The organism is Nocardiopsis sp. RV163 (assembly GCF_001029525.1).
Lineage (GTDB): Bacteria > Actinomycetota > Actinomycetes > Streptosporangiales > Streptosporangiaceae > Nocardiopsis > Nocardiopsis dassonvillei.
The window spans coordinates 1-23486 of the sequence record NZ_LEKI01000090.1 but is presented as its reverse complement, the minus strand read 5'-3'; the positions used below and the strand labels follow the sequence as shown (position 1 = coordinate 23486).

The window sequence follows — 23486 nt, the reverse complement described above, 5'->3', positions numbered from 1 at the left end:
CGCCGCCCCCGCCCGCCAGGTCGCCGTAGACGATCCCCCGGCCGTTGGTGCCGACGTAGACCCGGCCGTAGACGTCGGGGTCGCCGGTGACGGTCGCCCCCGTCCAGGCCCACTGGTGCCGGTCGTCGTTGATCCGCACCCAGCTCCCGCCCGCGTCGTCGGAGCGGAAGATCCCGCGCACGCCGTCGATCCTGGAGCTGGTGTACACCGCCGGGTAGTCCGAGCCCGGCGCGGGCGCGCCGAAGCCGACCGCGTCGCCCTCGTCCACGGCCTCGACCTGCTCGAAGGAGGCCCCGGCGTCCGTGCTCCGCCACATGCCGTAGTGGTCACCGGTGCCTCCGGCGACCCACACGTCACCGGTGTGGCCGGGCACCGCGCCGAAGCGGATCTCGCCCTCGGCCGGGAGCCCGTCGAAGCCCGCCGTGAAGGTGGCCCCGCCGTCGGTGCTGGTGTAGAAGGTGCCGCCGGAGACGGCGTAGAACACGTCCGGGTCCACCCGGTCGGCCTCCACCCTCGCGCCCGCCGGAACGCCGGTGGAGGCGGTCCACGACGAGCCCAGGGTGGTGGAGACGTGGACGCCGGTGCCGTCGGGGCTCCACACGAGGGACGAGCCGTCCGCGTTCACCGCGACCGTGCCGCCGCCGGTCACGCCGCCGGGCTCCTGCCCGGCCCACCAGCTCTCGCCGCCGTCGGTGGACAGGCCGATGGCGGCCTCGGCGTCGCCGCCGCCGACCCGCGCGATGGTCGCGGGCTGGAGTTCGGCGAAGTCCAGGCTGGTCCCGTGGCCCCAGTAGGGCTGCTGGTACATCTGGTCGGGGACGGTCTCCAGGTCCTGGTGGGTGAAGCCGCCGACGTCGAGCAGGGCCGAGTGCAGCGGTGCGCCCCCGGGCGGGCTGATCAGGTCGTTGACGGCCGTCTCCTCGATGCCGTGCGCCCTGACCCCGATGTCGAAGGTGGTGCCCGCGTCCCAGTCGGTGAGGTTGTCGCTGCCGTAGACCGTGGCGCCCGTGCCGTACATGAAGCGGTCGGAGTCGAACGGGTCGATCGCCATCGCCTGCGTCATCCAGCCGAGTTTGGGCTGGGTCTCCGGGGGCGTCCCGGTGCCGCCGAAGTCCAGCCAGGGCGCTCCGGAGATGTCCATCTCGTAGCGCGCGGTGCGCTCGGGGTAGGCGCCCCAGTCCCACGCCTGGGTCCAGGTCCGGCCTCGGTCGGTGCTGCGGTAGATCTGGATGTCGGGCCACCAGGAGATCTGGGTGGCGACCATCAGCGTGTCCGGGTCCTGCCGGTCGATGGTCAGGCCGCCGTAGCCGAAGTAGTTGTCCTCGGAGCTGGACGGGACGGGGCTGATGTTGCTCCACTCCCCCGTCGCCAGGTCCATGCGCCACACGTCGCCGGAGTCGCCGTCGTAGGGGCCGGGGGTGCTGGTGGTGGCCATGTAGAGCTGGCCGCCCTCGTGGTCCACGACCGAGTGCGCGGGCAGGTGCCCCGTGGGCGCGCCGGGGACGGGCTCCCAGGTCTGCCCGCCGTCCCGGCTGCGGTAGACCGGGTCGTCCAGGTCGGCGACGCCGACGTAGACGTCCTGGGTGACCGAGCCCTCGGACCCGGTTCGGGGGTCGAAGTCCACCCAGGTCACGCCGGTGATGTCGGACATCATGCCGGTCTCGTCGCCCGGGTCCTGGACGTAGTCGCCGGGGTTGGGGAAGGCCTCGACCTCGGCCCAGGTGGCGCCGTGGTCGGTACTGCGCCACAGGCCGTTGCCGCCGCTCGCGCCGAAGTAGACGACGCTGTTGTCGTTGGGGTCCACGGCCAGGCGCTCGCCGAGGCCGCGGCCGGGCATGTTGCCGCCGAGTTTGAAGGGCAGTTCGGCGACGTCCCAGGTCTCGCCGCGGTCGTCGGAGCTGAGGACGGCCCCGTTGTTGGGGTCCCAGCCGTTGGTGTAGGTGCCCACGGCCGCGTACACGCGGTCGGGGTCGACGGGGTCGGTGGCGATGCTGACGACGCCCGTGTAGCCCCACTCGTCCCAGCCGACCCAGTCGAGCAGGGGTATCCAGCGTTCGGTGTCGGGGTTCCAGCGGTAGGCGCCGCCGATGTCGGTGCGCGCGTAGGCCAGGCCCGGTTCGGTCTCGCTGAAGACGATGCCGGGGACGAAGCCGCCCCCGACGATCTCGACGTTGTCCCACTCGTAGGCGGCCCGCGCCGCGGCCGGTTCGGCGGGGGCGGCCCCGGCCGCGGTGGCGGCGACGACGGTGGAGGCGGCCAGTGCGGTGGCCGCCGCGACGGCGAGCGCCGGTAGGCCCCGCCCGCGTCTGGGGGGCCGGTGCTGTTCGGGGGGCATGTGCGGGCTCCTTGGGGGAATCGGGGGGTGAGCCCTCCCCGGAAATCCGGTCCCGGGGCGGGCGCGAATTCCCCATTAGTCTGGATAGCCGACTAACCCCCGGCAAGGGGGGTTGCGCGGGAATTTTCGAAGCGCTTCGACTCCTTGTCGGCGACCACCGCGAATTGCAGGGACACCGTCCGGTCGGGCACCAGGTCCACCCCGCGCCGTTCCCCGCCGGGCAGCGCGACCACCGTCCGGCGGGGCTCGACGGCCCGCAGCCGCGCGCGGGCCCGGCCGCCGGACCACTCCAGGACTTCCACGACGATCCCGCCCCGGGCCCGCAGCCCCTCCACCCGCCCCGAGGCCCACTCCCGGGGCAGGGCGGGCAGCAGGTCCAGGCGCCCCTCGGCGGACCGGGCCAGCACCGCCGCCGCCACGGCGGGGAACCCGCCGCCGATGTCCACGTTGAACAGGCTGCCCCGGTTGTGCGTGGGCACCAGGGTGGGCCGCCAGTAGCGGGTGGCCAGCAGCGACAGGGTCTCGTGCGCCTCGGCGGCCAGGCCCAGGTTGGCCGCGGCCAGCCCCAGTTGGACCAGGCCGAAGGCCATCTCGTCGGACTCCTGCCCGCGCCACCACGCCAGGCGGGCTCGCACGGCGGCGACCGCCGCCGCGCGCAGCCGGGGCGAGGCCAGGGCGGGGTCGGTCTCGTACCAGAGCGGGTACAGGTGGGAGGCGTGCCGGTGCGCGTGCCGCTCGCTCTGCTCCACCGGCCCGGCCGGGCCCGCCCACTCGGCGAGCTCGCCGCCCGGGGCGATTCGGTAGCCGGGCAGACGCGCCCCCAGCCGGGCCCAGCGGCGCGAGCCGGGAACGCCCAGCACGCGGTGCGCCCGCAGCAGGTTGCGCACCAGGTCGCGCACGGCCGCGACGTCCATGGTGGCGTTGACGGCGGCCTGGCCGTCGCCGTCCCCGGGGGTGTTCTCCGGCGAGTAGGAGGGGGAGAAGCCCTCGTCGGTGAGGAAGTCCTCGTGGAACTCCGCGGCGGCGGTGAGGAAGGGCAGGGCGCGCTCGCGCAGGAACGCGCGGTCGCGGGTGTGGGAGTAGTGGTCCCAGTACAGGCGGGACGTCCACGCCGCGCCCGCGGTCCAGCAGGTCAGGCACCACTCGGGGCCGAAGTGGTTGTGCCTGCCGGAGGTGGAGGCGTGAGCGGGCAGCAGTATCCCCCGGCAGCCGTAGAGCCGCCGCGCGTTCTCCGCCAGGTCGTCGGCCATGCCGTCGAGGAGGTCGAACAGGCCGGTCATCAGCTCGGGCGTGCCCGTGGTGTGCAGGGCCGCGAGGGCGGAGGGCAGGTTGCCGTCGAAGGTGTACCCCGACCGCCACGGGGGGTCGTAGGTGCCGCTCCACACCCCCTGGAGGGTGGGCGGCAGGTCGCCGCAGCTTGAGATGACCGCGTACCGCCCGGCGTCGACCAGGCGGGCGATCAGGCCGGGGGCGGCCCCCGCCGCCAGGAGGTCCTCCCCGAGCGCGTCGGGGCGGACCGGACCGCCCTCCAGCTCCAGCCGGAAGCGGGACATGAGGTCGCCGTGCACCGCCCGGTGGCGTTCGAGCGCCACGGCGAAGTCCTCCGGGCTCCCGGTGGGCCCACCCGTCCCGGACGGGGCCACGGGGCTCCCCGTTTCCGACGCGGCGAACCCGTCCACCCGCACGCGCGCCGTCAGCCGCAGCCGCCGGACGCCCCTCAGGTCCAGCCCCTGGCCGTCGGCGCCGACCCGGCCGCCCTCGGCGCTGACGGCGCAGGTCACCGTATACCCCGGCAGCCCGCCGGGCGGACGCTCGGGGAAGTCCGCCCGCAGGGTCAGCAGGGCCGGGTCGGCCTCGCGGACCACCGTCATCGGGACCGGCGGGGCCTCTTCCAGGGCGGTGAGCCGCAGCGTTCCGTCCAGGCCGCGGGGCGAGGCGAGTTCGACGGCCACTGCGTCGTCGGGCCGGGAGACGAAGACCCGGTGCACGGTCCCGTCCGGCAGCTCCTCGGTGACCAGCCCCGAGTCCAGGTCGCACGTGCGCGTGACCGGCCCCGGCCGGAGCCCGCGCGGGGCGAAGGAGAGCACGGCGGCCCCCACCAGCGGGTCGATCCACCGGGTGTCGGCGTAGCCCGGGTGCTCCCTCGCCGCCGACTCCGCGATCCGCTCGGCGGCCTCTCGGGAACGGCCCCGGCGCAGCAGCTCCCTGAGCCCGGGCAGCAGGGACGCGGTCTCGGGGGCGGGCAGGGGCTCGGAGACCGGCAGGAAGAGCCGCTCGTGGCACAGGGTGAGGCGGACGCGCTCCGCCGTCGAGTGCACGAGCGCCCCCTGCCGCCCGTTGCCGGTGACCAGCGCGTCCTCCCAGTTCCCGACCGGGTGGCGGGTGCGGACCCGTCTTGCTGCGGACATGCGCTCTCCTCGTGTGGGGGGTGTCGCCCGGAGGGGTTTTCGCCCTACTTTGTTGGCGCACACACCAAACCAGAAGGAGTTCCCCCATGTCCTCTCCGCTGTGGTTCGGCGGCGACTACAACCCCGAGCAGTGGCCGGAGGAGGTCCAGGCGGAGGACGTGGAGCTGATGCGCCGCGCCGGGGTCAACCTCGTGACGGTCGGCGTCTTCTCCTGGGCGCTCCTGGAGCCGAAGGAGGGCGAGTACCGGTTCGAGTGGCTGGACCGGGTGCTGGACCGGCTCGCCGACGCCGGGATCGGGGTCGCCCTGGCCACACCGACCGCCTCTCCCCCACCGTGGTTCGGGCTCGCCCACCCCGACGCGATGCCGGTGACCGCGGACGGGACACGGCTCACCCACGGCAGCCGCGACACCTACGACGTGTGCTCCCCCGCCTACCGTGAGGCCTCGGTGCGCATCGCCCGCGCGCTGGCGGAACGCTACTCGGCGCACCCGGCGCTGCGCCTGTGGCACGTGCACAACGAGTACGGGACGTGGTCGCACTCCGAGCACACCGCCGGGGCCTTCCGCGACTGGCTGCGGGGACGCCACTGCGACCTGGACCGGCTCAACGCGGCGTGGACCACGGCGTTCTGGAGCCAGCGCTACTCGGAGTGGGAGCAGGTCCAGCCGCCGCGCGCGACCCAGTACCTGCCCAACCCGGCGCACGTGCTGGACTTCCGGCGGTTCCTGTCGGACGCGATGCTCGACCACTTCCTGTCCCAGCGCGACGTGCTGCGCGCCGTGCGGCCGGACGTGCCGGTCACGACCAACCTGGCCTTCGGCGACTGGGTTCCGGTGGACCCGTGGCGGTGGGCCGAGCACCTGGACCTGGTGGCCGTGGACGACTACCCGGACCGGACGGGGCAGGGCGGGGCGGAGCAGACCGCCTTCGCCGCCGACCTGGCCCGCTCGTGGGCGGAGCGCGTGCCCGGCCCGGGACGGCCGTGGCTCCTGATGGAACAGGCGGCGGGTGTGACCTACACGGGCGAGGTCACCCGGCCCAAGGCCCCCGGGGAGACGGCGCGGCACAGCCTGGCGCACGTGGCGCGCGGGTCGCGGGGCGCGATGTTCTTCCAGTGGCGGGCCTCCCGGGGCGGCGCCGAGCAGTGGCACTCGGGGATGGTGCCGCACGCCGGGCCGGACTCGCGGATCTTCCGCGAGGTGTGCGAGCTGGGGAGCGTACTGCCCCGCGTGGCGGAGGCGCGCGACGCCGACGTGGTCGCCGACGCGGCGCTCACCTGGGACCCCGAGTGCTGGTGGGCGCTGGGCAGCCCATCGCTGCCCGCCCGGGGCGTGGACTACCTGGAGGCCGCGCGCCAGGTGCACCGGGTGCTGTGGCGGTCGGGGCGCACGGTGGACATGGTGCGCCCCGACCGCGACCTGCCGCGGGTGCCGCTGCTGGTGGTGCCCGCCCTGTACCTGCTCTCGGACGAGGCGGCCGAGCGGCTGGCCCGCTACACCGAGGACGGCGGAACGCTGGTGGTGACCTTCCTGAGCGGGGCCGCCGACCCGGACGGGACCGTGCGCACCGGCGGGTACCCGGGCGCGCTGCGGGACCTGCTGGGGGTGCGGGTGGAGGAGGTGTACCCGCTGCCGACCGGGGAGTCGGTGGGCGTGGACCTGGGTTCGGTTCGCGAGGAGGTCACGCTGTGGAGCGAGCACGTCCACCTGGCGGGGGCCGAGGCGGTGGCCCGCTACGCGGGCGGGCCGCTGGACGGGCTGCCAGCGGTGACGCGGCGGCGCCACGGCGCGGGCGAGGCCTGGTACCTGTCGGCCCGGCTGTCGGACCGGGGCCTGGCGCGGCTGCTGGCCGAGGCGGCGGGGGCGGGGCCGTTCCCGGAGCCGGGGCTGGAGGTGGTGCGCCGGGTGGACCGGGACGGCGCGTGGGTGTTCGTCACCAACCACGACGACCGGCCTCGGTGGATCGACCCGGAGCGGTTCGGGCTGGACGCGGGCGCCCGCGACCTGGTGTCGGGCGTTTCGGCGCAGGGGATGACCCTGCCGGGCGGCGGGGTGGCGGTGTTGCGCGGCCACCCCGTTGACAATTAGTTGTGACTCTAGACAAACTATTCCGGAGTCCTGCGCCTACCTCAGGAGACACGACATGAGCAGCTACCAGCCCGTGCCCGCGGACAGGTTCACCTTCGGTCTGTGGACCGTGGGGTGGCGCGGGGTGAACACCTTCGGCGACCCCGTCCGCCCTGTGCTCGACCCGGTGGACGCCGTGCGCCGCCTCGCCGACCTCGGCGCGCACGGGATCACCTTCCACGACGACGACCTCATCCCGCCCGGCAGCTCCGACACCGAGCGCGAGGACATCCTCAAGCGGTTCCGCGCGGCCCTGGACGAGACCGGGCTCAAGGTGCCGATGGCGACCACCAACCTGTTCTCGGACCCGGTGTTCCGCGACGGCGGGTTCACCTCCAACAGCCGCGACGTGCGCCGGTACGCCATCCGCAAGGTCATCCGCAACATCGAGCTGGCCGTGTCGCTGGGCGCGAAGACGTACGTGTGCTGGGGCGGCATGGACGGCGCCGAGACCGAGGCGGGCAAGGACGACCGCGCCGCCCTGGACCGGCTGCGCGAGGCCTTCGACATCCTGTGCGGCTACGTGCGCGAGCAGGGCCACGACCTGCGCTTCGCCCTGGAGCCCAAGCCCAACGAGCCGCGCGGCGACATCCTGCTGCCCACCGTGGGCCACGCCCTGGCCTTCATCAACGAGCTGGAGCACCCCGAGATGGTGGGGGTCAACCCGGAGGTCGGCCACGAGCAGATGGCCGGGCTGAACTTCGCGCACGGCGTCGCGCAGGCCCTGTGGGCGGGCAAGCTCTTCCACATCGACCTCAACGGCCAGCGCGGGATCAAGTACGACCAGGACCTGCGCTTCGGCTCGGGCGACGTCAAGGAGGCGTTCTTCCTGGTGGACCTGTTGGAGAACGCGGGCTACGACGGCCCGCTGCACTTCGACTTCAAGACTCCGCGCACCGAGGACATGAGCGGCGTGTGGGAGTCGGCGGCGGCCTGCATGCGCAACTACCTCATCCTCAAGGAGAAGGCCAGGGCGTTCCGCGCCGACCCCGAGGTGGTGGAGGCGCTCGCGGCCTCGCGCGTGCCCGAGCTGTCCCGGTCCACGCTGGGCGAGGGCGAGTCCCTGTCCGACCTGCTGGCCGAGGAGATCGACCTGGCCGAGGTCGGCGCGCGGGGATACCACTTCGAGCGCCTGGACCAGCTCGCCATGGAGCACCTGTTCGGCCTGCGCTGACCCCGCGTCCCCGGGCCCGGGCCGTGTTCCGCGCGGGGCGCGCGGGGCGCGGCCCCGGTCTTTCCCGGGATCGGCGCGGGGCGGCGGCAGGTCGGGGGCAGGCCGGTCGGTGACCGGTGGGCACCGTGTCTGGATACCGGGGCCGTGGGTAGTGGCGGTGGTCGGACGCACCACCACCGAAGCGGAGGCGAACATGGCCGAGGACGCCGTCACCCTGATCATGAAGGACCACCGGACCATGGAGGAGCTGTTCGACCGGCTCCAGTCCGAGCCCGACCGGCGGCCGCGCCTGCTGGAGGAGATCGAGGCGATCCTCACCGCGCACAGCCGCGCCGAGGAGGACGAGGTGTACCCGGCCGCCGCCGAGGCCGCTGGCGAGGGGCCCGAGGTCAGGCACGGCACGGAGGAGCACCAGGAGGCCGAGGAGCTGCTCCGGAAGCTGAAGGACTGCGACCCGCAGGGCAGGGAGTTCGACAGGCGCTGCGAGGAGTTCGTCGACGCGGTCAAGCACCACGTCGAGGAGGAGGAGAGCGACATCCTGCCCGGTCTCAGGGAGGCGGTGGGCCGGAAGCGCGCCCAGGAGCTGGGCAGGGCGTTCTGGGAGCGGCGCGGGCAGGAGCTCAAGCGCTTCGAAGCCCAGGGCGGGGCCCTCAGGCAGCGCGACCTCTAGAGGAGGCCGAGGAGCTGGACGTCGGGAACCGCTCCGAGACGAACGAGGCGGAGCCGGCCGAGGCCGTGCGCAAGGCCCGGCGCGGCTGAGCCCCCCTCGCGGGCACGGGACGTGAAACGGCCCCGCCGGGCGGTTGCCCGGCGGGGCCGTCACGTACGCCGGAAGGGTGCGGCGGTCGCCTCACGGCGCGGTGCACAACACGGCTCCTGCCGCCCTTGCGGGCGCGGTATTCCGTGAAGGCTTTGAGTGGAGCCCGGGGGACACTTTCTACCGCACCTTCCAGCACCCCGTACAACGGGAGGGCGGGGGCGGGTATTCCGCGACCCGGGGGCACTTTTTCCGGTGTCCCCTGTCACACCCGCCACACCCCCGGCCGGGCGCGGAGCGGGGTCAGGCGCGCGGGGCGGTGCTCTCCCGGGAGGTGAGCCGGGGTTCGAGCAGGGTCACCCCGGGGTTCCCGGGGCCGTCGATCTTGTCCATGAGCAGGCCGACCGCGCGGGCTCCGACCTCCTCGGCGGGCAGGTCCACCGAAGTCAGCGGCGGGGCGCCGGGCGGGACCGGGCCGATGGCGACCACGGACAGCCCGGGCGGGGTGCGGCCGTGCCCGGCGAAGGATTCGAGCAGCGGGCCGACCGAGGGCTCGTTGTGCACGATGAGGCCGGTGAGGCCGGGCCGCTCACGGAGCAGGCCCTCCGCGAGGCCGTGCGCGGTGTCGGGGGAGCACGGGTGCAGGGTGGCGCGCACGCCGCGCTCGGCCGCGGCGCGCTCGAAGCCGGTGGTGGTGCGCTCGGCGAACCCGGTGCGCCGTTCGTACACCGAGGGGGGCTGACCGACGAAGGCGAGGTCGGTGTGGCCGAGGTCGGCGAGGTGGTGCACGCACGCGGCCCCGGCTGCGGCGAAGTCGAGGTCCACGCAGGTCAGGCCCTCGGTGTCCTCGGGGACACCGATGAGGACCGAGGGCAGGTCCAACTCGCGCAGGACGGGGACGCGGGCGTCGTCGGCCTCCACGTCCATGACGATGACGCCGTCCACCATGGCGCTTCCGGAGACCCGGCGCAGGCCGTCGGGGCCCTCGCCCTGGGTGAGCAGGAGGACGTCGTGGTCGTGCGCGCGGGCGGCGGTGACCACCGAGACGGCGAAACGCATCGCGACGGGGACGTGGACGTCGCCGCGGAGCGGGATGACCAGGGCGATCACGTTGCTGCGGCGGCTGGCCAGGGAGCGGGCGCCCGCGTGCGGCTGGTAACCGAGTGCGTCGATGCTCTCCTTCACGCGCCGCCGGGTGGTCTCGGAGATCGACCGCTTGCCGCTGAGGACGTAGGAGACCGTGCTCGGCGACACGCCAGCGTGCCGGGCCACATCGGAGATCCGCACCGTGCCGTCCCGTCCGTTTTCGAACCGATTCGATGCGCTGTTGCGCACCGTGTCTACCGGGTGTGGCGCCGATGGGCGCCGCCGGGCGAGGCGTGGTCACGGAGCGTGGGGGGTGAGGGAAGGGGGCGCCGTGGTCAGTCCTCGGGTTCGAGCGTACCGGAGGAGCCCGCGGCGGCGCGGTCGTAGGTCTCACGGAACTGGCGGACCCTGCGCTGGCGGCGCATCATCAGGGGGACGAAGGCAGCGATCATGGCCACCAGCGCTCCTGCCATGAACAGGTTGATCAGGGCGACCGGAGATTCGCTGTCGTAGACGAGCAGGGCGTTGGCGACGTTGGGCACGGCAACGAAGCAGCCGAAAACGAGCATGAACTTCGGGGAGCGGGAGGTGTCGCTCTGGTCGGCGAGGATGCGCCCGAGCCGGTTGGTCTCGGGGTCCGTGTGGAGGGTGCCCCGCATGATCTGCCAGTGCGCGGCCCAGGCCTTGGCCGGGTCGGCGTCCACAGGTAGCGGTCTGTCCTTGACCATGCGGCGCATCATCCACGTGCAGAGGAAGCCGCCGAGCGCTGTGAGGACCAGCGCCCCGGCCAGGGTGCCTCCCGCGATGACGGGGAGCGGTCCGCCGAAGCCCTCGGCCACCAACAGGGGGCCGAACAGCAGGGAGGCGCAGAAGACGCTGAAGACGCCGACGCCCAGGGCTGTGCGGAGGCCGAACTGACGTGGGTTGTTCTGGGCGTAGATGTTGAATCGGCCCATGAGGGTGCCGAACCGCCCGGGGGTACGGGGGATGCCGCGGTTCCTGTTCATACCGGCGAACTACCCCGGTGCGAGCCGCACACATGGGACCAACGACCCGAAGGGCGCACGGCGGGCCGGGCGTCCCGGAGCAGCCCCTGGGGCCACAGGGCTCTAGCTACGGCCGTCCTTCGCGGCACCCAGGAAGGCCTGCCACTCGCCACCGCCGAAGAAGAGCGCGCCCAGCTCACGGTGCTTGGTGTCCCGGACCCCGGTGATCGGGCCCTCCGCGACCTCCACACAGGCACCTCTGTCGTTGGTGTAGCTCGCCTTGTGCCACGGCCGGACGGGGACGAAGGATTCGTTGGTGGTCGTGCTCGGAGTCATGACGGCCTTTTGTACTCGTCGGTCAGCGTCTTGAAGAGGGTTCGCGTCTCCGCTGTGGAGAGTGCGGACGCCTGTAGTTGGTCAAACGCTATCTCGTGTTCCAACAAGGCCTCGGGGTCCTCGAAGAACAGCCCGTTCGGAGGGACGTCCACGAACAGCGCACGGTCCGTCTCGTCGAAGGTCAGCATGGAAAAACCGTAGGTACGCGACATGCCAGCCGTCGCCGGAAGCACCTGGATGTTGATGGAAGGCCGGTTGGCCAGTTGGTCCAGGTGGGAAAGCTGTGCGGCCATCACTTCGGAGCCGCCGATAACGCAGCGCAGGCAGGACTCGTCCAAGATCATCCAGATACGCGGCGGCTCCTCCCGTTCGAGGACGTTGGTGTGCCGCTGCATGCGTGCCTCAACCCGGCGTGCGCGCTCCTCCTCGGTGGGGATGTAACCGCGTCCCATCATGGCTTCGATGTAGTCCCGGTGCTGAAGCAGGCCGGGGACCAGACCGATCGTGTACTCCTGGATCTTGGCGGCCTCGTGCTCCAAGCCGTAGAAGGCACCGATGCCGACGTCCTTGTACTGGAACCACCAGGGCTTCTGCTTGCGTGATGCCTTGGCGATCCCCACCAGTTCTTCGCGCAGTCCATCGGTGGAGCCGTACAGGCGGCACAACTCGGAGACGTCCGCCGAGTTCAACCGTATGAACTTGCCCGTCTCGATCCGGATGATCTTGCCGGACTCCCAGCCCATGCGCTTGGAGACCTCTCCTTGGGAGAACCCGGCGTCCGCACGCAGACGTTTGAGCTGACTGACCAGATAGCGACGCCGTACGGGGGAACCCTGAGCCACGGCTGTCTCCTCGTTCATGTGGTGGACCGTTGCCTCATTATCCCGTGACCTGCAAACTTCACATTTAGGATATACCAAGCAACTTAATTTCCAACACTTGGATTTTCTGTGTGCGTGCCTCACTATAGGGGTGAAGGCGCTGACCGCCGTACGGATCGCCTGGGTTGCCGGAACGTGTGTACGTGCCAGCTACACGCTCGTACACGGCTTGTCCGGTAGACGGGGGAAGAGCCGCGCGCTCAGGGACGCAGCCTCTCACCGGTGAGAATCCTCGCCAGGCCGCCGTAGAGCGGCCACACGAAAACGGGCTCTGGGGGCGATAGCAGCGCCTCCAGAGCCCACATCGACAACCCGATTCATGCCTGAAGGAGCGTGCCGACATGACCATTGTGCCGCGTCCCCGCGCAGCCATCCACACGCCCGCCCCGCCCACCGCCGGGCGGCGCTGGCCCTCCCGGATCTATCCCGGTCTCCTCGCCCAGGCCGCCTGGGTGCGTGAGGACCTGCGCTCCGACCTGTCCCGCCTTGAAGGGCTGTGCCCCGACCTGGCCGACACGATCGTGCTCTGCGCCAGCGAGATGTTCGCCAACGCCGCCGACCACTCCCGTTCCGGCCAGGCGAACGGCCGGGTCGTCCGGACCCTGTCCATGCCCACCGCCACAGCCCTGCACCTGGGCATCACCGACGACGGCGTCCGGGCCGAGAGCCCTTCCCTCCCGCACATCCCGCACCAGCGCACCGCGTCCGACTGGGAGCAGGCCGAACGCGGCCGTGGCCTGCTGCTCGTCAACTCCCTGTCCACCAGGTGGGGCGCCCGCGCCGTGGTGGACTTCCCGTTCTGCGCGGGGCTGGGCACGGTCGTGTGGGCCGAGTTCACACTCACCCCCGCCGCCCCCGCCAGCGCCACCGCCGCCGGGGCCGACAGGTGAGCGCCCCCGCCGTCGGCGGGCCCGGCACCGACCGCATCCGCCGGGTCCTGGACGCGCCCCGGGGACAGCGCTTCGTCCGCCCGGGTACCGCCAGCGACACCGGTCCCTCCGGTTGCCCCGACAGCCTCAAACGCTCCGGGAACACCGGCGAAACCGACGAAACCACCCGGGAACAGCGGCTCCTGGCTGAGATGGCGGACAACCCACGCGTGGCCTACCGCCGACTCCACGGCGAACTGCCCGTCTGGATGCACGTCCAAGCCGCCCGGTTGGCCGCACACGGCTCCCGGGAACCCCGGGGCGCTCAGGACTCTCGGAGCACGCCGGGCACTCGGGGCACTGAGGCCCCCGAAGGCCCGCGCAAGTCCTCACCGTCACCGAAGCGCCCGCAGGCGCCAGCGGTTCCGCCCCCGAGGCCCGCCACCGACGACGGCCCGCTCCAGCCCCGTCCGCCCCGTCCGCAACACCCGGAACGCCCGCCGCTGCCGCGCCGCCGATCCCAGCGCCCGCACAGCCACCGCAGACCCCGACGCCTCCGCTGGACCCGCACCGGACCGGCCCGTCTGCTGGCCGCCTACACCCTCGCGACCAGCGCCGGAGCCCTGGCCCAGCACCTGGCCACGGTTCTGCTGTAGCCGAGATCAGCCCGCACCCGAACCCCTCCAGGAGGCCGCGCCGGATCGGGGGCCCGGGCGCGGCCGTCACACCTTCCTGGCGTCGGCCGTCCGCGTCCCGGGGAACCGACAGCCCCGGTAAGCCCTTCGAGCGCGTCATCGCTCGCGTCAGCGTTTCCCGTGTGCCGGGAGCAATCTCGCGCAAGAGCGTTGGCTGGGCCCTCAGCACCGGCTTTCATGGTTGTCGCAGGCCATTGGGCCACCCGGGACGCCCACAGCCCGCGAACGAACCCCCGCAACGAGGAGGAGGCCCGCTGTGAACGACGACGGCAACAACTAAGGCAACAGCACCACGACGGCGGGGCGGCTCTCCGAGGGCCGCCCCGCTCACGTGCGCGTTGAGTGCACGACCGTTGGGTTCAGAGAGCGGCCTTCCGAACGCGTTCGGCCACGTCCGCGAGCCAGGAGTCATCGGCGCGGGTGTGGTCGTGCGAGGACAGGTAGCCCTGGTATCGGTCGAAGTAGCCCTCGATCGGTGAGACCACCTCGCGCCAGTCCTCGCCCGCGTTGCCCGCGGTGCCGTGCATGGGGAAGAGCTTGGCGTGGGCGTGGTCCACCCCGTAGCCCTCGTACATGATCCCGGTGCGCGCCACGTCGGGAAAGGCCGTGTCCAGGCGGCGGGCGACCTCGCGTGCGGCCAGGTGCAGGGCCGCATACTCCGACGGTTCCAGATCGACCACGTAGCTGGTGCGGTGGACCTTGGGGATCACCACCGAGAACCCCTCGGTGTTGGGGAAGATCGACAGGAACGCCAGGTGGTCGTCGTCCTCCCAGATCCGGTGCGCGGGCGGGTCCCCGGACACGATCCGGCAGAAGACGCAGCTCGCGTCGCGGTCGGCGTTCATCGGACTCCTTCGAGAGACGAGGGCAGGGTGGCCTCGGAGCAGGTGACACAGTCGGGGTCGCGCTCCGCTGCCTGCTGGTCGAGGGCCAGATCGTGCGACCACACCCCCACACGGCGGTTCAGCGAGGCCGGTGTGCCGAACCCGCCCAGGTGGCGCAGCACGTCCAGCGCGGCCAAGGAGGAGACCAACATGTTGACCGGACCGTTGGAGGGCGCCTGATAGCGCCCGTTGACGCGTGCGACGAGGGAGGCCAGCCCGGTGTCGTCCTCAGGAGGGCGCGCGGTCAGCGGTCGGCAGTCCCAGCATCCGGTCACCCCCGGCACCACCAGCGGACCCCACACCGCGATGTCGTTGACGTAGCAGGCGTTCAGCCACGCTATTCCCGACGCGACGCAGCGGGCGTTGATCGTCCCCGTGAGACCAGGCGAGTCCGCCGAGACCACGAGGAGATCGCACGCGGGCAGGTGGGCCAGGTCAGCCGAGTCCGCCACCCCGCGCACCACCGGCCGGACCCGGCACGAGGAGTTCCGCCGACCCAACTCCCGGGCGAGCACCTCCGCCTTGGGCAGACCGATGTCGGCCTCGGTGAACAGGAACTGGCGGGTCAGATTGCTCAGTTCCACGTGGTCACCGTCCACGAGGGTCAACTCCCCTACCCCGGCCGTGGCCAGGGTGACCGCGACCAGGTTGCCGATGCCGCCGCAACCGAGCAGGACGACGCGGGCCTGGGACAGACGCCGCTGTACCCGTTCGGCGTCGGTGCCGGAGAGTTCGTAGAACAGCGCGTGCCTGCTGTAACGGTCGGCGCGGTCGTAGGTGTGGGCAGGGATCAGGCAGTTGCCGTGTTCGAGCAGCAGCATCGCCGCCTCGGCCGAGGCCGGGTCGGTGCCGCAGGAGGAGCGTAGGTGGTCCGAGGCCTCCTGTCGGGTCCGCGGTTCGCGGAAGTGGTCGGCCAGGTGCAGCAGCGGCTCCCACAGCGCGCGGTCGTGTACCGGTTGGCGTATCGAACCGAAACCGAGGAACAGGGTCGTGTCCTGGACCCCGACCCGGACATAGGGGGCGAGCACGCGCGGAGGATCGTGGTGGACGGTGTCAGGGGACATGGCCGGTACCGCCTTGGCAGCCGAGGAGAACGGGGACAGCACGAACGTAGGCAGACAGGGGAAGGCGGGGCGCAGGGATTGCGCGAGATTGCGTCCACGAGATACGCCAACACCTGCCCCGGCCGTCCTCGGCCCGGGATACTCGTAGCGCACCCCCTGAACCGAGGAGGACCATGAAGCTCCGCAAACTCGGCACGACCTCACACGGTGGAAACTGTCCCACGCTGTACGAGACCGACAGCGGAAGCATCGTCGTCCAGGGCTACCGGCTCACCGATCCCGAGGCACTCTCCCAACTCGCGGACGTGCTGCCCGACGAGGAGTTCGTCGTGGTGCCCCGCGAACTCCTGACCCGATTCTCACCGAAGGAGTAACGTGTCCGATCTCGTTTCCGGAGAGGGGTTCAATGACCTCTTCCGGCAGTATCGCCATACCGCCTGGCGTCTGGAAACCCGTACCTTCTACGGAGTCCTGCACGAGAACGACCCTTTTCAGCGGTGGCTGGTAGGGGACGACTCCGACATTGAGTGGTTCAAGCCCTGGTTGAAGATGATGCGCGCCGAACTGGCCACCGGCAAGCGCATGGAGCGGGTCCGGCTCATCGACGACCCGCCTTCCGACTACCTGCGTTGGGAGCTGTGGGGTACTCCCTACAACCTCGGCGTCGGTGAGGACATCCGTTACCTGCCGCGTACCCATCCGATTGTGGCGGAACTCCCCGACCACGACTTCTGGGTGTTCGACAGCCGTACGGTAGCCAGACTGGAGTTCGACGAACAGGGCAGAGTTCTCGGTGCCTCGTTGAGTGAGGACCTCACTCAGGTACTCACCGCCCTACAGGCGCGCGACGCCGCATGGCACCATGCACTGACGTTCACTCAGTACATGGCGACAAGGGCGGAATGACCGACTACCAGACAACCCGGATCTCCCTCGGCGTCCGCCTGCGCCCGTGCCATGATCTCAAGAGCGGTGGAACTGCACGGAACTCCGACCGACGTGGAAGAAGGCGTGCGCAAACGGATGGAACGCCGCGCCATCCTGAATGCACGTGACAAGCAGTTGCAGATCCTGCTGTGGGAACCGATTCTGCGCACACGGCAGGCGTCTCCGAAGGTGCAGGTCGAACAACTCGACCACCTGGCAGAGTGTGTTCGCCGTGGCCCCGAGGGCATCGGGATCATCCCCTTGGCGACACAGCTGACGGCTTCGCCCATGCACGGATTCTGGCTCTACGACGACAACCGCGTGATCGTGGAAACCATCGGGGCCGAGCTGTGCCTGACCGACGACGACGCGGTCGAGCCCTACCGGCGCGTCTTCTCGGCCCTATCGCGTTCCGCTGTGCGGGGCCGCGCGGCCCTCGAACTGGTGGAGCGCGCCCGGTCGACTCTGACCGGTCATGGCCCCGACTGTCCGCGATGAGGCAAACGGTTCACGACCACATGCCAGCCTGACCACAGGCGGCATGTTCTCCTCGGACGCTCCCCGCTCTCTCCTCACCACGGCGCACAGCACGGAAGGAAACCCGACGCCATGAGCGCGATCGAGTACGAGGCCAAGGTCCTGGACATCGACGTCGACCAGGTGACCCAGCGCATCCTTGACAAGGGCGGCACCGACCTGGGCGAGGTGCTCCAGCGCCGCTACGTCTACGACATCGAACCCGGCGACGCCTCCCGATGGGTGCGCCTGCGCGACACCGGCAGTCAGATCACGCTCACGGTCAAGGAGATCGACTCCGACGCCATCGGCGGCACCCGAGAGACCGAGACATCCGTGGGCGACTTCGCCACCGCCAACGCCCTGCTGGGCAAGCTCGGCTACACCCCCAAGGCCTACCAGGAGAACCGCCGCCACAGCTTCACCCTGGACGGCGCCCGACTGGAGATCGACACCTGGCCGCGTATCCCCGCCTACCTGGAGATCGAGGCCGACAGCCGAGCCGAGGTCGTGCGCGTCGCGGCACTGCTCGGCTACACCGAAGCGGACCTGACAGGGGAGAACACCACCAAGGTCTACGCCCGCTACGGCATCGACCTGGCCACGATCGCGGACCTGCAGTTCGAGGAGAACTGACATCAGAGCGTCGTGTGCCCGCCGAGCAGCGGGCACACGACGCGAACCAGTGATGTGCGCTGACGGCTCCGGCTACGAGGAACCCTTGGGCGGATACCCCGCGTCGCCCGGGACTGATGCCGGCGGCCCCGGGCGGGGCTGCTAGTCCTGCTTCGGGTTGCTGTTCAGCTTGCGCCGTTCCCAGCGGTTGGGGTGGCGGATGACCACTCCGGCCATACCGCCGTTCCCGGTGAGCCGGATCAACGGGGTCCCCGCGAGCCGGTCGGGGGTCGTCTTGTCCTTCAGGCCGCCGATGCCGGGGTCCAGGCCGCCGGTGTCCGCCGCCCAGCCGTCGGGGATGACGACCGTGACACCGGCGGCCTCCCCGTACGCCTCCACCACGACCTCCGTGAAGCGGCACTCGACCCGGCTGAAGTCGATCTTCACTCCCGCTATGCCCCCGTGGGCGATCACGTGCCCGGGCACCTCCCATCGCCCGGGGCCGAGGGACGCCCCGTGCATACCGCCCTTGACCACCAGCGGCGGCTGACTTTCGGGGAGCTGCGGCTGCGGCAGGTCGGCGGTCAGGACGGCCAGTTCGGCGTGCGTCCTGGAATTCAGCGCCTGCTCCAGGCGCGTGTCCAACTCGTCGAGGTCGATGCGCCCCTCGGCCGCCGCGTCGCGCAGTCGCTCCACCACCGCTTCCCGTTCGGCGTGGGAGGCGCGCAGGTCCGCGGTGGGGGCGGTGCGCGCGGGGGGTTTCGGAGGCTGGGCGTTCATGGCACAAGGATAGGAGCGGGCGAACCGGACTGTACATCTCGAAGACCGGACCCGTCGGTGCCGTGGGCGCCGGTGTCCCCGGGCCGGTTACGGGTGGGCCGGGAGCGGCTCCACCGACTCGGCGGGGGCCGGTCCCGGCCCTGCGGGGGCGGGTTCGGAGCCCCGCGGGTCTGGCCACAAGCGGCCGTCGCCGCCTCGGACACCCCTCGGACGGGTAGGTTCCCTCGCGGCTCGGCGCGCACCGGGCCACGGCCCCGACGACTCCCCCACCGAAGAGGACCGCGGTGAACCTCCACCTGCCCTACCTGATCGGACCGTTCCTCCTCCTGCTGGTGGGCCTCTTCGCACTGGTCTGCTGCCTCGCGGCCGCGGCGGAACGCCGTGCGCTTACCGGGCTGGGCGCGGCGGCGCTGCTGTCCTCCTCCGTCCTGTCGCTGCTCGACCGGCTCTTCTCCCCCTGGGTGCGCGAACGGGTGGCGGATGCGGAGACCGCCGGGCTGATCACGGGCGTGTCGCACCACCTGTCCGCGCTCCTCCTCGGCGCGGGCATGCTCCTGCTGGTCGCGGCCGCCGCCCGGAGGACGTCGCGGGCCGGGCCGCCACCTCCGTCGGCCTCCCCCTACGGCGGACCGCACGAGGGGGCCCGGCGATGACCGAACAGGGACCAGACCTGGTGCGGTTCCTCCTGAACCTGCTGACCGTGGTGCTCCCCCCGCTGCTGGCGGGGACGATCGCGCTGGCCCTGGCCGGGAGGGCGCCCGGCGGGCGCGGCCTCGTACGCGCCGGAGGCGGCCTGCTGGTGCTCCTCAGCGTCATCCAGGGGGCCCGGCAGCTCTGGTTCCGGTTCCTCTTCCTCCCGGCCCCGGTGGAGAACGGTGAGGTACCGGTCCCGGTGCTGTTCGCCCTCGACGTCGGGGTCCACGCGCTGCTCGCGGCGGCGCTCGTCCTGCTGCTGTGCGCGGTGATCAGCCCCCGGGGACGGCGGCGCGCGCCCCGGGGAACCGTTCCGCGGCGGCCGGAGCAGCGGCCGGAAACACGGGGCGGACGTCCGGGCGGCGCCCCTTACGACGGCGGCCGGTCCTCCGCACACGCTTCGAACGCCCACGCGGCAGCGGGCGATCCCGGCCGTCGCGGCGACGCCTTCGACGGCGGAGGCGGCCACGACGACGGCGGAGGCGGAGGTGGAGGAGGAGCCGACGGCGGGGCCGACGGAGGCGGTGGCGGGGGCGGCTTCTAGCCCTCCACCTGTCCGGACTGCTCAGGCCCCTCCCCGCCCTCGACGCGGACCGTGCCCGTGCTGCCGTCGACGGTGATCCGCTGCCCGTCCCGGATCACCTCGGTCGCCCGGGGAACACAGATCACGGCGGGGATGCCGTACTCCCTGGCGACCGTCGGCCCGTGCGCGATGGTGGACCCCGTCTCCACCACCAGCCCTCCGGCGGTCATGAACAGGGGTGTCCACCCGGGGTCCGTGCTCTGGGCCACCAGGATCTCCCCCGGTTCGAGCGCGGCACCCGCCGGGTCGTGGATCACCCTCGCCGTCCCGGTCACGGTCCCCGAGGAGGCGGGCACGCCGAGGAACTCCCCGTCCCGCCCGGATAGCGGGGCGGGCAGCACGGCCTCCACGTCGGTGCCGTCGGACAGCAGGACCGGGGGCACCCGGCGGCGCTTGCGCTCACGCAGGTACTCGGCGCGGCGCTCGGCGACGAGCGCGCGCTGGTCCGCGTCCTCCACCAGGGCGCGCGCCTCCGGCAGACGGAGGAACATGATGTCGTCGGGCGCGTCCAGCCGCCCCGCCCCGACCATCTCCGCGCCGACGAGGAGGAGCTGCCGACGCGTCTCGGCGATGGCGAACAGCCAGGAGAACTTGGGGTACTCCCGCATCCCGGCCAGGGCGCGCGCACGGTCGAGGGAGAACGACGCCAGACGCGCGCGGACCGGCCGGGAGGCGAGCGCCCTGCGGACCAGCGCGTCCCGCGTGCGTTCGGCCTCGGCGGCGGCCCGGGCGAACCTGCGGTCGGGCTCCTGCTCCGGATCGCTCACCCGCAGGTAGTTGGCGATCGCGGCGAACAGGGGTGCGGGGTCCTCCGACCACCGGGGCACGCCGACGTCGACCTCGGCGGCGCCGCGGTGCCCGTACCGCTCCAGGAAACCGTCGAGGCCGATGCCGGGGAGCGTCCCCGCCCGGTACCGGGCCGCCAGTTCCTCGGGCGGGGTGTCCCTGAGCAGCTCGCCGTGCCCGCGGGCCCCGACCGCCAGCCGCCACAGCGCCAGGTCCATCTCCGTGGTGACGTTGTGCGGCATCCCGCCGAGGGCGGCGGCCACCTCACCCGGTTCGGCGATCCCCCTGAGCAGCAGTTCGGGCGCCTTGGCGGAGAGGATCGCGACACACAGGGGTCCGATCATCGGAATCATCCCCTCCTTCAGCGCCTCGTTCTGGAGGTCCGTCGCGTGCCGGAGCCGTCGCGCGGGGGTGAGCGCGTGCTCCGGAGCGCGGGTGGCCCGCTGCCGGAGCACCGCACCGGCCCGCAGGAAGCGGCGTCTGGCGTCTTCGGGGTCCACGAGCGCGGACGCCGCGTCCCCGAGGACCCTGCCGGTGAGCGGCAGCGCCCGCACGACGGCCCCGAACGCCCTGCCCAGGCTGACGCGGCCACCCGGGCGCGCGGCGAAGCGCGGGTCGTCCAGGAGGGAGCGGACGGCGGCCGCGGCCCGGGGGCCGTAGACGACCATGCTGCCCGGCAGCGCGCCGCGGACCCAACGGTTGCGCAGGTAGGGGGTGAGGTCCAGGTAGAACCTGCCCGCCACCGAGACCGCTGCCCCTCCTCCGCCGTCGGATCCGGTACCCCGGGAGCCGAGCCACGCTGAGGCGACGATTCCCAGCACGGACAGGCCCATCGGGGTGAACGGGCGGAGCATGCCCTGCATGTTGCCGACCTCGAAGTAGGCGCGGGGACCGTCCTCGTGGGGGTCGGGCAGCGGGAAGAGGGTGGTGACCGGGCGGGACTGGAGGATCCAGGGGGTTCCGTCGCGGTCCAGGGCCCATTCGACGTCCTGCGGCGAGCCGAAGTGGCGCTGTAGCCGCTCCCCGGCGGCGTGCAGGACCGCCACCTCCTGCGGGGACAGGCATCCGTCCTCAGGTCCCTCGGTCCCGCCGTCCGCGCGCACGACGTAGTGGTCGGGCCGGACCGTGCCGTCGACCACCGCGGTCCCGAGGCCGGGAACGGCGTCCAGGACGGTCTCGCCCCGCGTGCCGGTGACCGGGTCTGCGGTGAACAGCACCCCCGCGGCCCGGGGCTCGACCATGCGCTGCACGACGACGGCCATGTGCACCCCGTCGTCGCCGATCCCCCGGTCGCGCCGGTAGGCGACGGCGCGGTCGGTCCACAGCGAGTCCCAGCACCGGCGGACGGCCGTGAGGAGGTCGTCGGCGCCCTCGACGTCGAGGTAGGTGTCCTGCTGTCCCGCGAAGGAGGCGTCCGGCAGGTCCTCCGCGGTCGCGCTGGACCGGACCGCCACCCGGCCGCCGCCGAGGGCCCCGTAGGCGGCGGTCACCTCCGCCTCCGGCAGCCTCCCTGAGCGGTGGGCCTCGGTGGTGACGCAGAAACCCGGCGGCACGCGTTCTCCGGCCGCGATCGCCCCGGCCAGCCCGGCGGCCTTGCCGCCGACCAGGTCGGTACCCACCCCGTCGATCCGATCCAGTTCCACCACGAGCACGACGCCACCTCCGGCTGCTGTACCACCGCTTCCCATGTTCCTCGCCGGGGCCGGGGGCCGCCACAGCCGAAACGGATCTGTGGAGAACTCCCGGGGCGGGCCGGCCGTCCCACCCCGTGTACGCGGACGGCGACGCGCGGACGGCGACGCGGACGGACCCGCCGCCCCGCCCCGCCCCGCCCCGTGCGGGCGTCGGCGGCCCTCGCACCGGCGCCGACCGGGCCGACGGACCGGCGTGAGAGCCTGAATCCGCGCGCGCCCCCAGGAAAGGACCCGGATGCACCTGATATCCCCCCTCTACACCGTCTCCTCCGTCCTCTCCCTGCTGTTCGAGGCCCTCTACCTGCTCTTCGGCGTCATCGTGCTGGCCCTCAGCGGCGTGGTGGCCTCCGGCCGCAGGGGCCTCGTGGCGACGGGCGGGGCCCTGATCGTCCTCGGCGCACTCGGCGACCTGGCGGTCGAGATCTGGACCCTCACCCCCGTGTACGCGGGCGTGGACATCGCGGTGCACACCACGGTGGTCCCGGCCCTGCACCTGGTGTTCACGCTGTTCTTCGTCGGCGGCCTGCTCGCCCTGGTGCTGGCCGCGGCGAAGCGCCTCACGGCCCGGAACACCGCTCCGCCACCGCCGCCCGGCCACCGCCCCGGTCCGCGGCCCTTCCCGACCCGCTGACACGAGGAGCCCTCCGATGTCCTCCCTCTCCACCAACCCGGGCCCGCTCCTCTACCTCCTCGGCACCCTCTTCCTCCTCGCGGCGGGGATCACCGCGTTCGTCCGCGCGAAGGGATCGCCCTTCCCCGGCGCCGTCCGGACCGCGGGGGCCCTGCTCACCGCCGCCGCGATCGTCCAGGCCGCGAGTTCGGCGGTCTACTTCGCCGTCGGGGCCGCGGGCCTGTCCTTCGAAGCGGTCGTGACGGCCATCGGGCTGACGAACGTCATCGTGGAGCTCCTGTACGGGCTCACGGTCACCGGAGCTCTGGTCGTGCTCGCCGTGGCCCTGGTCCGGTCGAGGTCCGCCGTCCGCGCCGCCGGTCCGGCGACCGCGGGCCACGCGGCAGGTCACGCGTTCGCACCGCCCGCGCCCGGCCAGCCGTACGGATACGGGCATGCCTACCCGGCACCGCCCGGGCACGGGTACGGCCACCCCGGCGACGGGGTCGCCGGACACCCGGGACCCTCCGGACACGCGGGCCCGGAGGGCCACCGGCCCCCGACCGGTGAACCCGGGGGCGGCACCGGCTGGAGTCCGGGCGACAGCGAAGGCTTCGGCGGTGGATCGGGCCCCTGCGCCGACGGCGGGGGAGGCTCCTCCTCCGGCGACGGCGGGGG

The 23486-nt window shown here is 72.4% G+C and carries 22 protein-coding genes and 1 pseudogene; 13 read left to right on the top strand and 10 right to left on the bottom strand.

Annotated features, from left to right (window positions below):
- Positions 1–2335, bottom strand: a 2335-nt coding sequence (locus ABD54_RS16445) for a glycoside hydrolase (RefSeq protein WP_047870377.1), incomplete at its 3' end; no start/stop codon positions are given.
- Between the two features lie 92 nt (positions 2336–2427).
- Complete coding sequence (locus ABD54_RS16440) at positions 2428–4743, bottom strand: glycoside hydrolase N-terminal domain-containing protein (protein WP_047870376.1); 2316 nt, start codon at positions 4741–4743, stop codon at positions 2428–2430.
- 86 nt (positions 4744–4829) lie between these two features.
- Between ABD54_RS16440 and ABD54_RS16435 the strand changes: the two genes are divergently transcribed.
- The 3 genes from ABD54_RS16435 to ABD54_RS16425 all read left to right on the top strand — a co-directional run bounded on the left by ABD54_RS16435 (position 4830) and on the right by ABD54_RS16425 (position 8716).
- A complete protein-coding gene (locus ABD54_RS16435) occupies positions 4830–6833 on the top strand; it encodes a beta-galactosidase (RefSeq protein ID WP_047870375.1) in 2004 nt (667 codons plus the stop codon).
- Between the two features lie 55 nt (positions 6834–6888).
- On the top strand, positions 6889–8046 hold the full coding sequence (xylA, locus tag ABD54_RS16430; RefSeq protein WP_047870374.1) for a xylose isomerase: 1158 nt from the start codon (positions 6889–6891) through the stop codon (positions 8044–8046).
- Positions 8047–8203: 157 nt separating this feature from the next.
- Positions 8204–8716 carry a hemerythrin domain-containing protein gene (locus ABD54_RS16425; RefSeq protein WP_235432084.1) on the top strand — a complete coding sequence of 171 codons (513 nt, stop codon included), beginning with the start codon at positions 8204–8206 and terminating at the stop codon, positions 8714–8716.
- A gap of 390 nt (positions 8717–9106) precedes the next feature.
- Here ABD54_RS16425 and ABD54_RS16420 read toward each other — a convergent pair whose 3' ends face one another.
- The 4 genes from ABD54_RS16420 to ABD54_RS16405 all read right to left on the bottom strand — a co-directional run bounded on the left by ABD54_RS16420 (position 9107) and on the right by ABD54_RS16405 (position 12071).
- Positions 9107–10090 carry a LacI family DNA-binding transcriptional regulator gene (locus ABD54_RS16420; protein WP_047870373.1) on the bottom strand — a complete coding sequence of 328 codons (984 nt, stop codon included), beginning with the start codon at positions 10088–10090 and terminating at the stop codon, positions 9107–9109.
- A gap of 134 nt (positions 10091–10224) precedes the next feature.
- Positions 10225–10896, bottom strand: coding sequence for a hypothetical protein (locus ABD54_RS16415; protein WP_047870372.1), 672 nt, complete (start codon positions 10894–10896; stop codon positions 10225–10227).
- A 102-nt stretch (positions 10897–10998) separates the two neighbouring features.
- Positions 10999–11211 (bottom strand): DUF397 domain-containing protein, encoded by a 213-nt coding sequence (locus tag ABD54_RS16410; protein WP_047870371.1) that lies wholly within the window; start codon positions 11209–11211, stop codon positions 10999–11001.
- A complete protein-coding gene (locus ABD54_RS16405; protein WP_047870370.1) occupies positions 11208–12071 on the bottom strand; it encodes a helix-turn-helix transcriptional regulator in 864 nt (287 codons plus the stop codon). The genes ABD54_RS16410 and ABD54_RS16405 overlap by 4 nt, the downstream gene beginning before the upstream one ends.
- Before the next feature lie 362 nt (positions 12072–12433).
- On the opposite strand from ABD54_RS16405, the gene ABD54_RS16400 reads away from it, so the two are divergent.
- Positions 12434–12982, top strand: coding sequence for an ATP-binding protein (locus ABD54_RS16400; protein WP_047870369.1), 549 nt, complete (start codon positions 12434–12436; stop codon positions 12980–12982).
- Positions 12979–13617 carry a hypothetical protein gene (locus tag ABD54_RS16395; protein ID WP_047870368.1) on the top strand — a complete coding sequence of 213 codons (639 nt, stop codon included), beginning with the start codon at positions 12979–12981 and terminating at the stop codon, positions 13615–13617. The genes ABD54_RS16400 and ABD54_RS16395 overlap by 4 nt, the downstream gene beginning before the upstream one ends.
- A gap of 398 nt (positions 13618–14015) precedes the next feature.
- On the opposite strand, the gene ABD54_RS16390 is transcribed toward ABD54_RS16395, so the two are convergent.
- The gene (locus tag ABD54_RS16390) at positions 14016–14501 is read right to left on the bottom strand and encodes an HIT family protein (protein ID WP_047870367.1); all 486 of its coding nucleotides are present in this window, start codon (positions 14499–14501) and stop codon (positions 14016–14018) included.
- Entirely contained in the window at positions 14498–15604 is a 1107-nt protein-coding gene (locus tag ABD54_RS16385; RefSeq protein WP_047870366.1) for a ThiF family adenylyltransferase, read from the bottom strand. The genes ABD54_RS16390 and ABD54_RS16385 overlap by 4 nt, the downstream gene beginning before the upstream one ends.
- Before the next feature lie 173 nt (positions 15605–15777).
- Between ABD54_RS16385 and ABD54_RS16380 the strand changes: the two genes are divergently transcribed.
- From ABD54_RS16380 to ABD54_RS16365, 4 genes are all read left to right on the top strand, one after another.
- Positions 15778–15978 carry a hypothetical protein gene (locus ABD54_RS16380; protein ID WP_047870365.1) on the top strand — a complete coding sequence of 67 codons (201 nt, stop codon included), beginning with the start codon at positions 15778–15780 and terminating at the stop codon, positions 15976–15978.
- 1 nt (position 15979) lies between these two features.
- The gene (locus ABD54_RS16375; protein ID WP_047870364.1) at positions 15980–16510 is read left to right on the top strand and encodes a DUF6879 family protein; all 531 of its coding nucleotides are present in this window, start codon (positions 15980–15982) and stop codon (positions 16508–16510) included.
- A 66-nt stretch (positions 16511–16576) separates the two neighbouring features.
- Complete coding sequence (locus tag ABD54_RS16370) at positions 16577–17029, top strand: Scr1 family TA system antitoxin-like transcriptional regulator (protein WP_235432083.1); 453 nt, start codon at positions 16577–16579, stop codon at positions 17027–17029.
- Between the two features lie 111 nt (positions 17030–17140).
- A complete protein-coding gene (locus ABD54_RS16365) occupies positions 17141–17683 on the top strand; it encodes a class IV adenylate cyclase (RefSeq protein ID WP_047870362.1) in 543 nt (180 codons plus the stop codon).
- Positions 17684–17824: 141 nt separating this feature from the next.
- On the opposite strand, the gene ABD54_RS16360 is transcribed toward ABD54_RS16365, so the two are convergent.
- Positions 17825–18442 carry a DUF1707 domain-containing protein gene (locus ABD54_RS16360; RefSeq protein ID WP_047870361.1) on the bottom strand — a complete coding sequence of 206 codons (618 nt, stop codon included), beginning with the start codon at positions 18440–18442 and terminating at the stop codon, positions 17825–17827.
- Positions 18443–18726: 284 nt separating this feature from the next.
- Between ABD54_RS16360 and ABD54_RS16355 the strand changes: the two genes are divergently transcribed.
- Together ABD54_RS16355 and ABD54_RS28330 are read left to right on the top strand one after the other, a co-directional pair.
- Entirely contained in the window at positions 18727–19095 is a 369-nt protein-coding gene (locus tag ABD54_RS16355) for a hypothetical protein (RefSeq protein WP_047870360.1), read from the top strand.
- On the top strand, positions 19092–19679 hold the full coding sequence (locus tag ABD54_RS28330; RefSeq protein WP_047870359.1) for a hypothetical protein: 588 nt from the start codon (positions 19092–19094) through the stop codon (positions 19677–19679). Before ABD54_RS16355 ends, ABD54_RS28330 begins: the two co-directional genes overlap by 4 nt.
- Here the strand turns inward: ABD54_RS28330 and ABD54_RS16345 are convergent.
- The gene (locus tag ABD54_RS16345) at positions 19676–22156 is read right to left on the bottom strand and encodes a PEP/pyruvate-binding domain-containing protein (RefSeq protein ID WP_047870358.1); all 2481 of its coding nucleotides are present in this window, start codon (positions 22154–22156) and stop codon (positions 19676–19678) included. The genes ABD54_RS28330 and ABD54_RS16345 overlap by 4 nt on opposite strands.
- A 277-nt stretch (positions 22157–22433) precedes the next feature.
- Here ABD54_RS16345 and ABD54_RS16340 point away from each other — a divergent pair, with 277 nt between their 5' ends.
- Positions 22434–22829 (top strand): hypothetical protein, encoded by a 396-nt coding sequence (locus ABD54_RS16340; protein WP_047870357.1) that lies wholly within the window; start codon positions 22434–22436, stop codon positions 22827–22829.
- Between the two features lie 16 nt (positions 22830–22845).
- Positions 22846–23486: pseudogene (locus ABD54_RS16335) on the top strand (hypothetical protein); the annotation flags it as partial.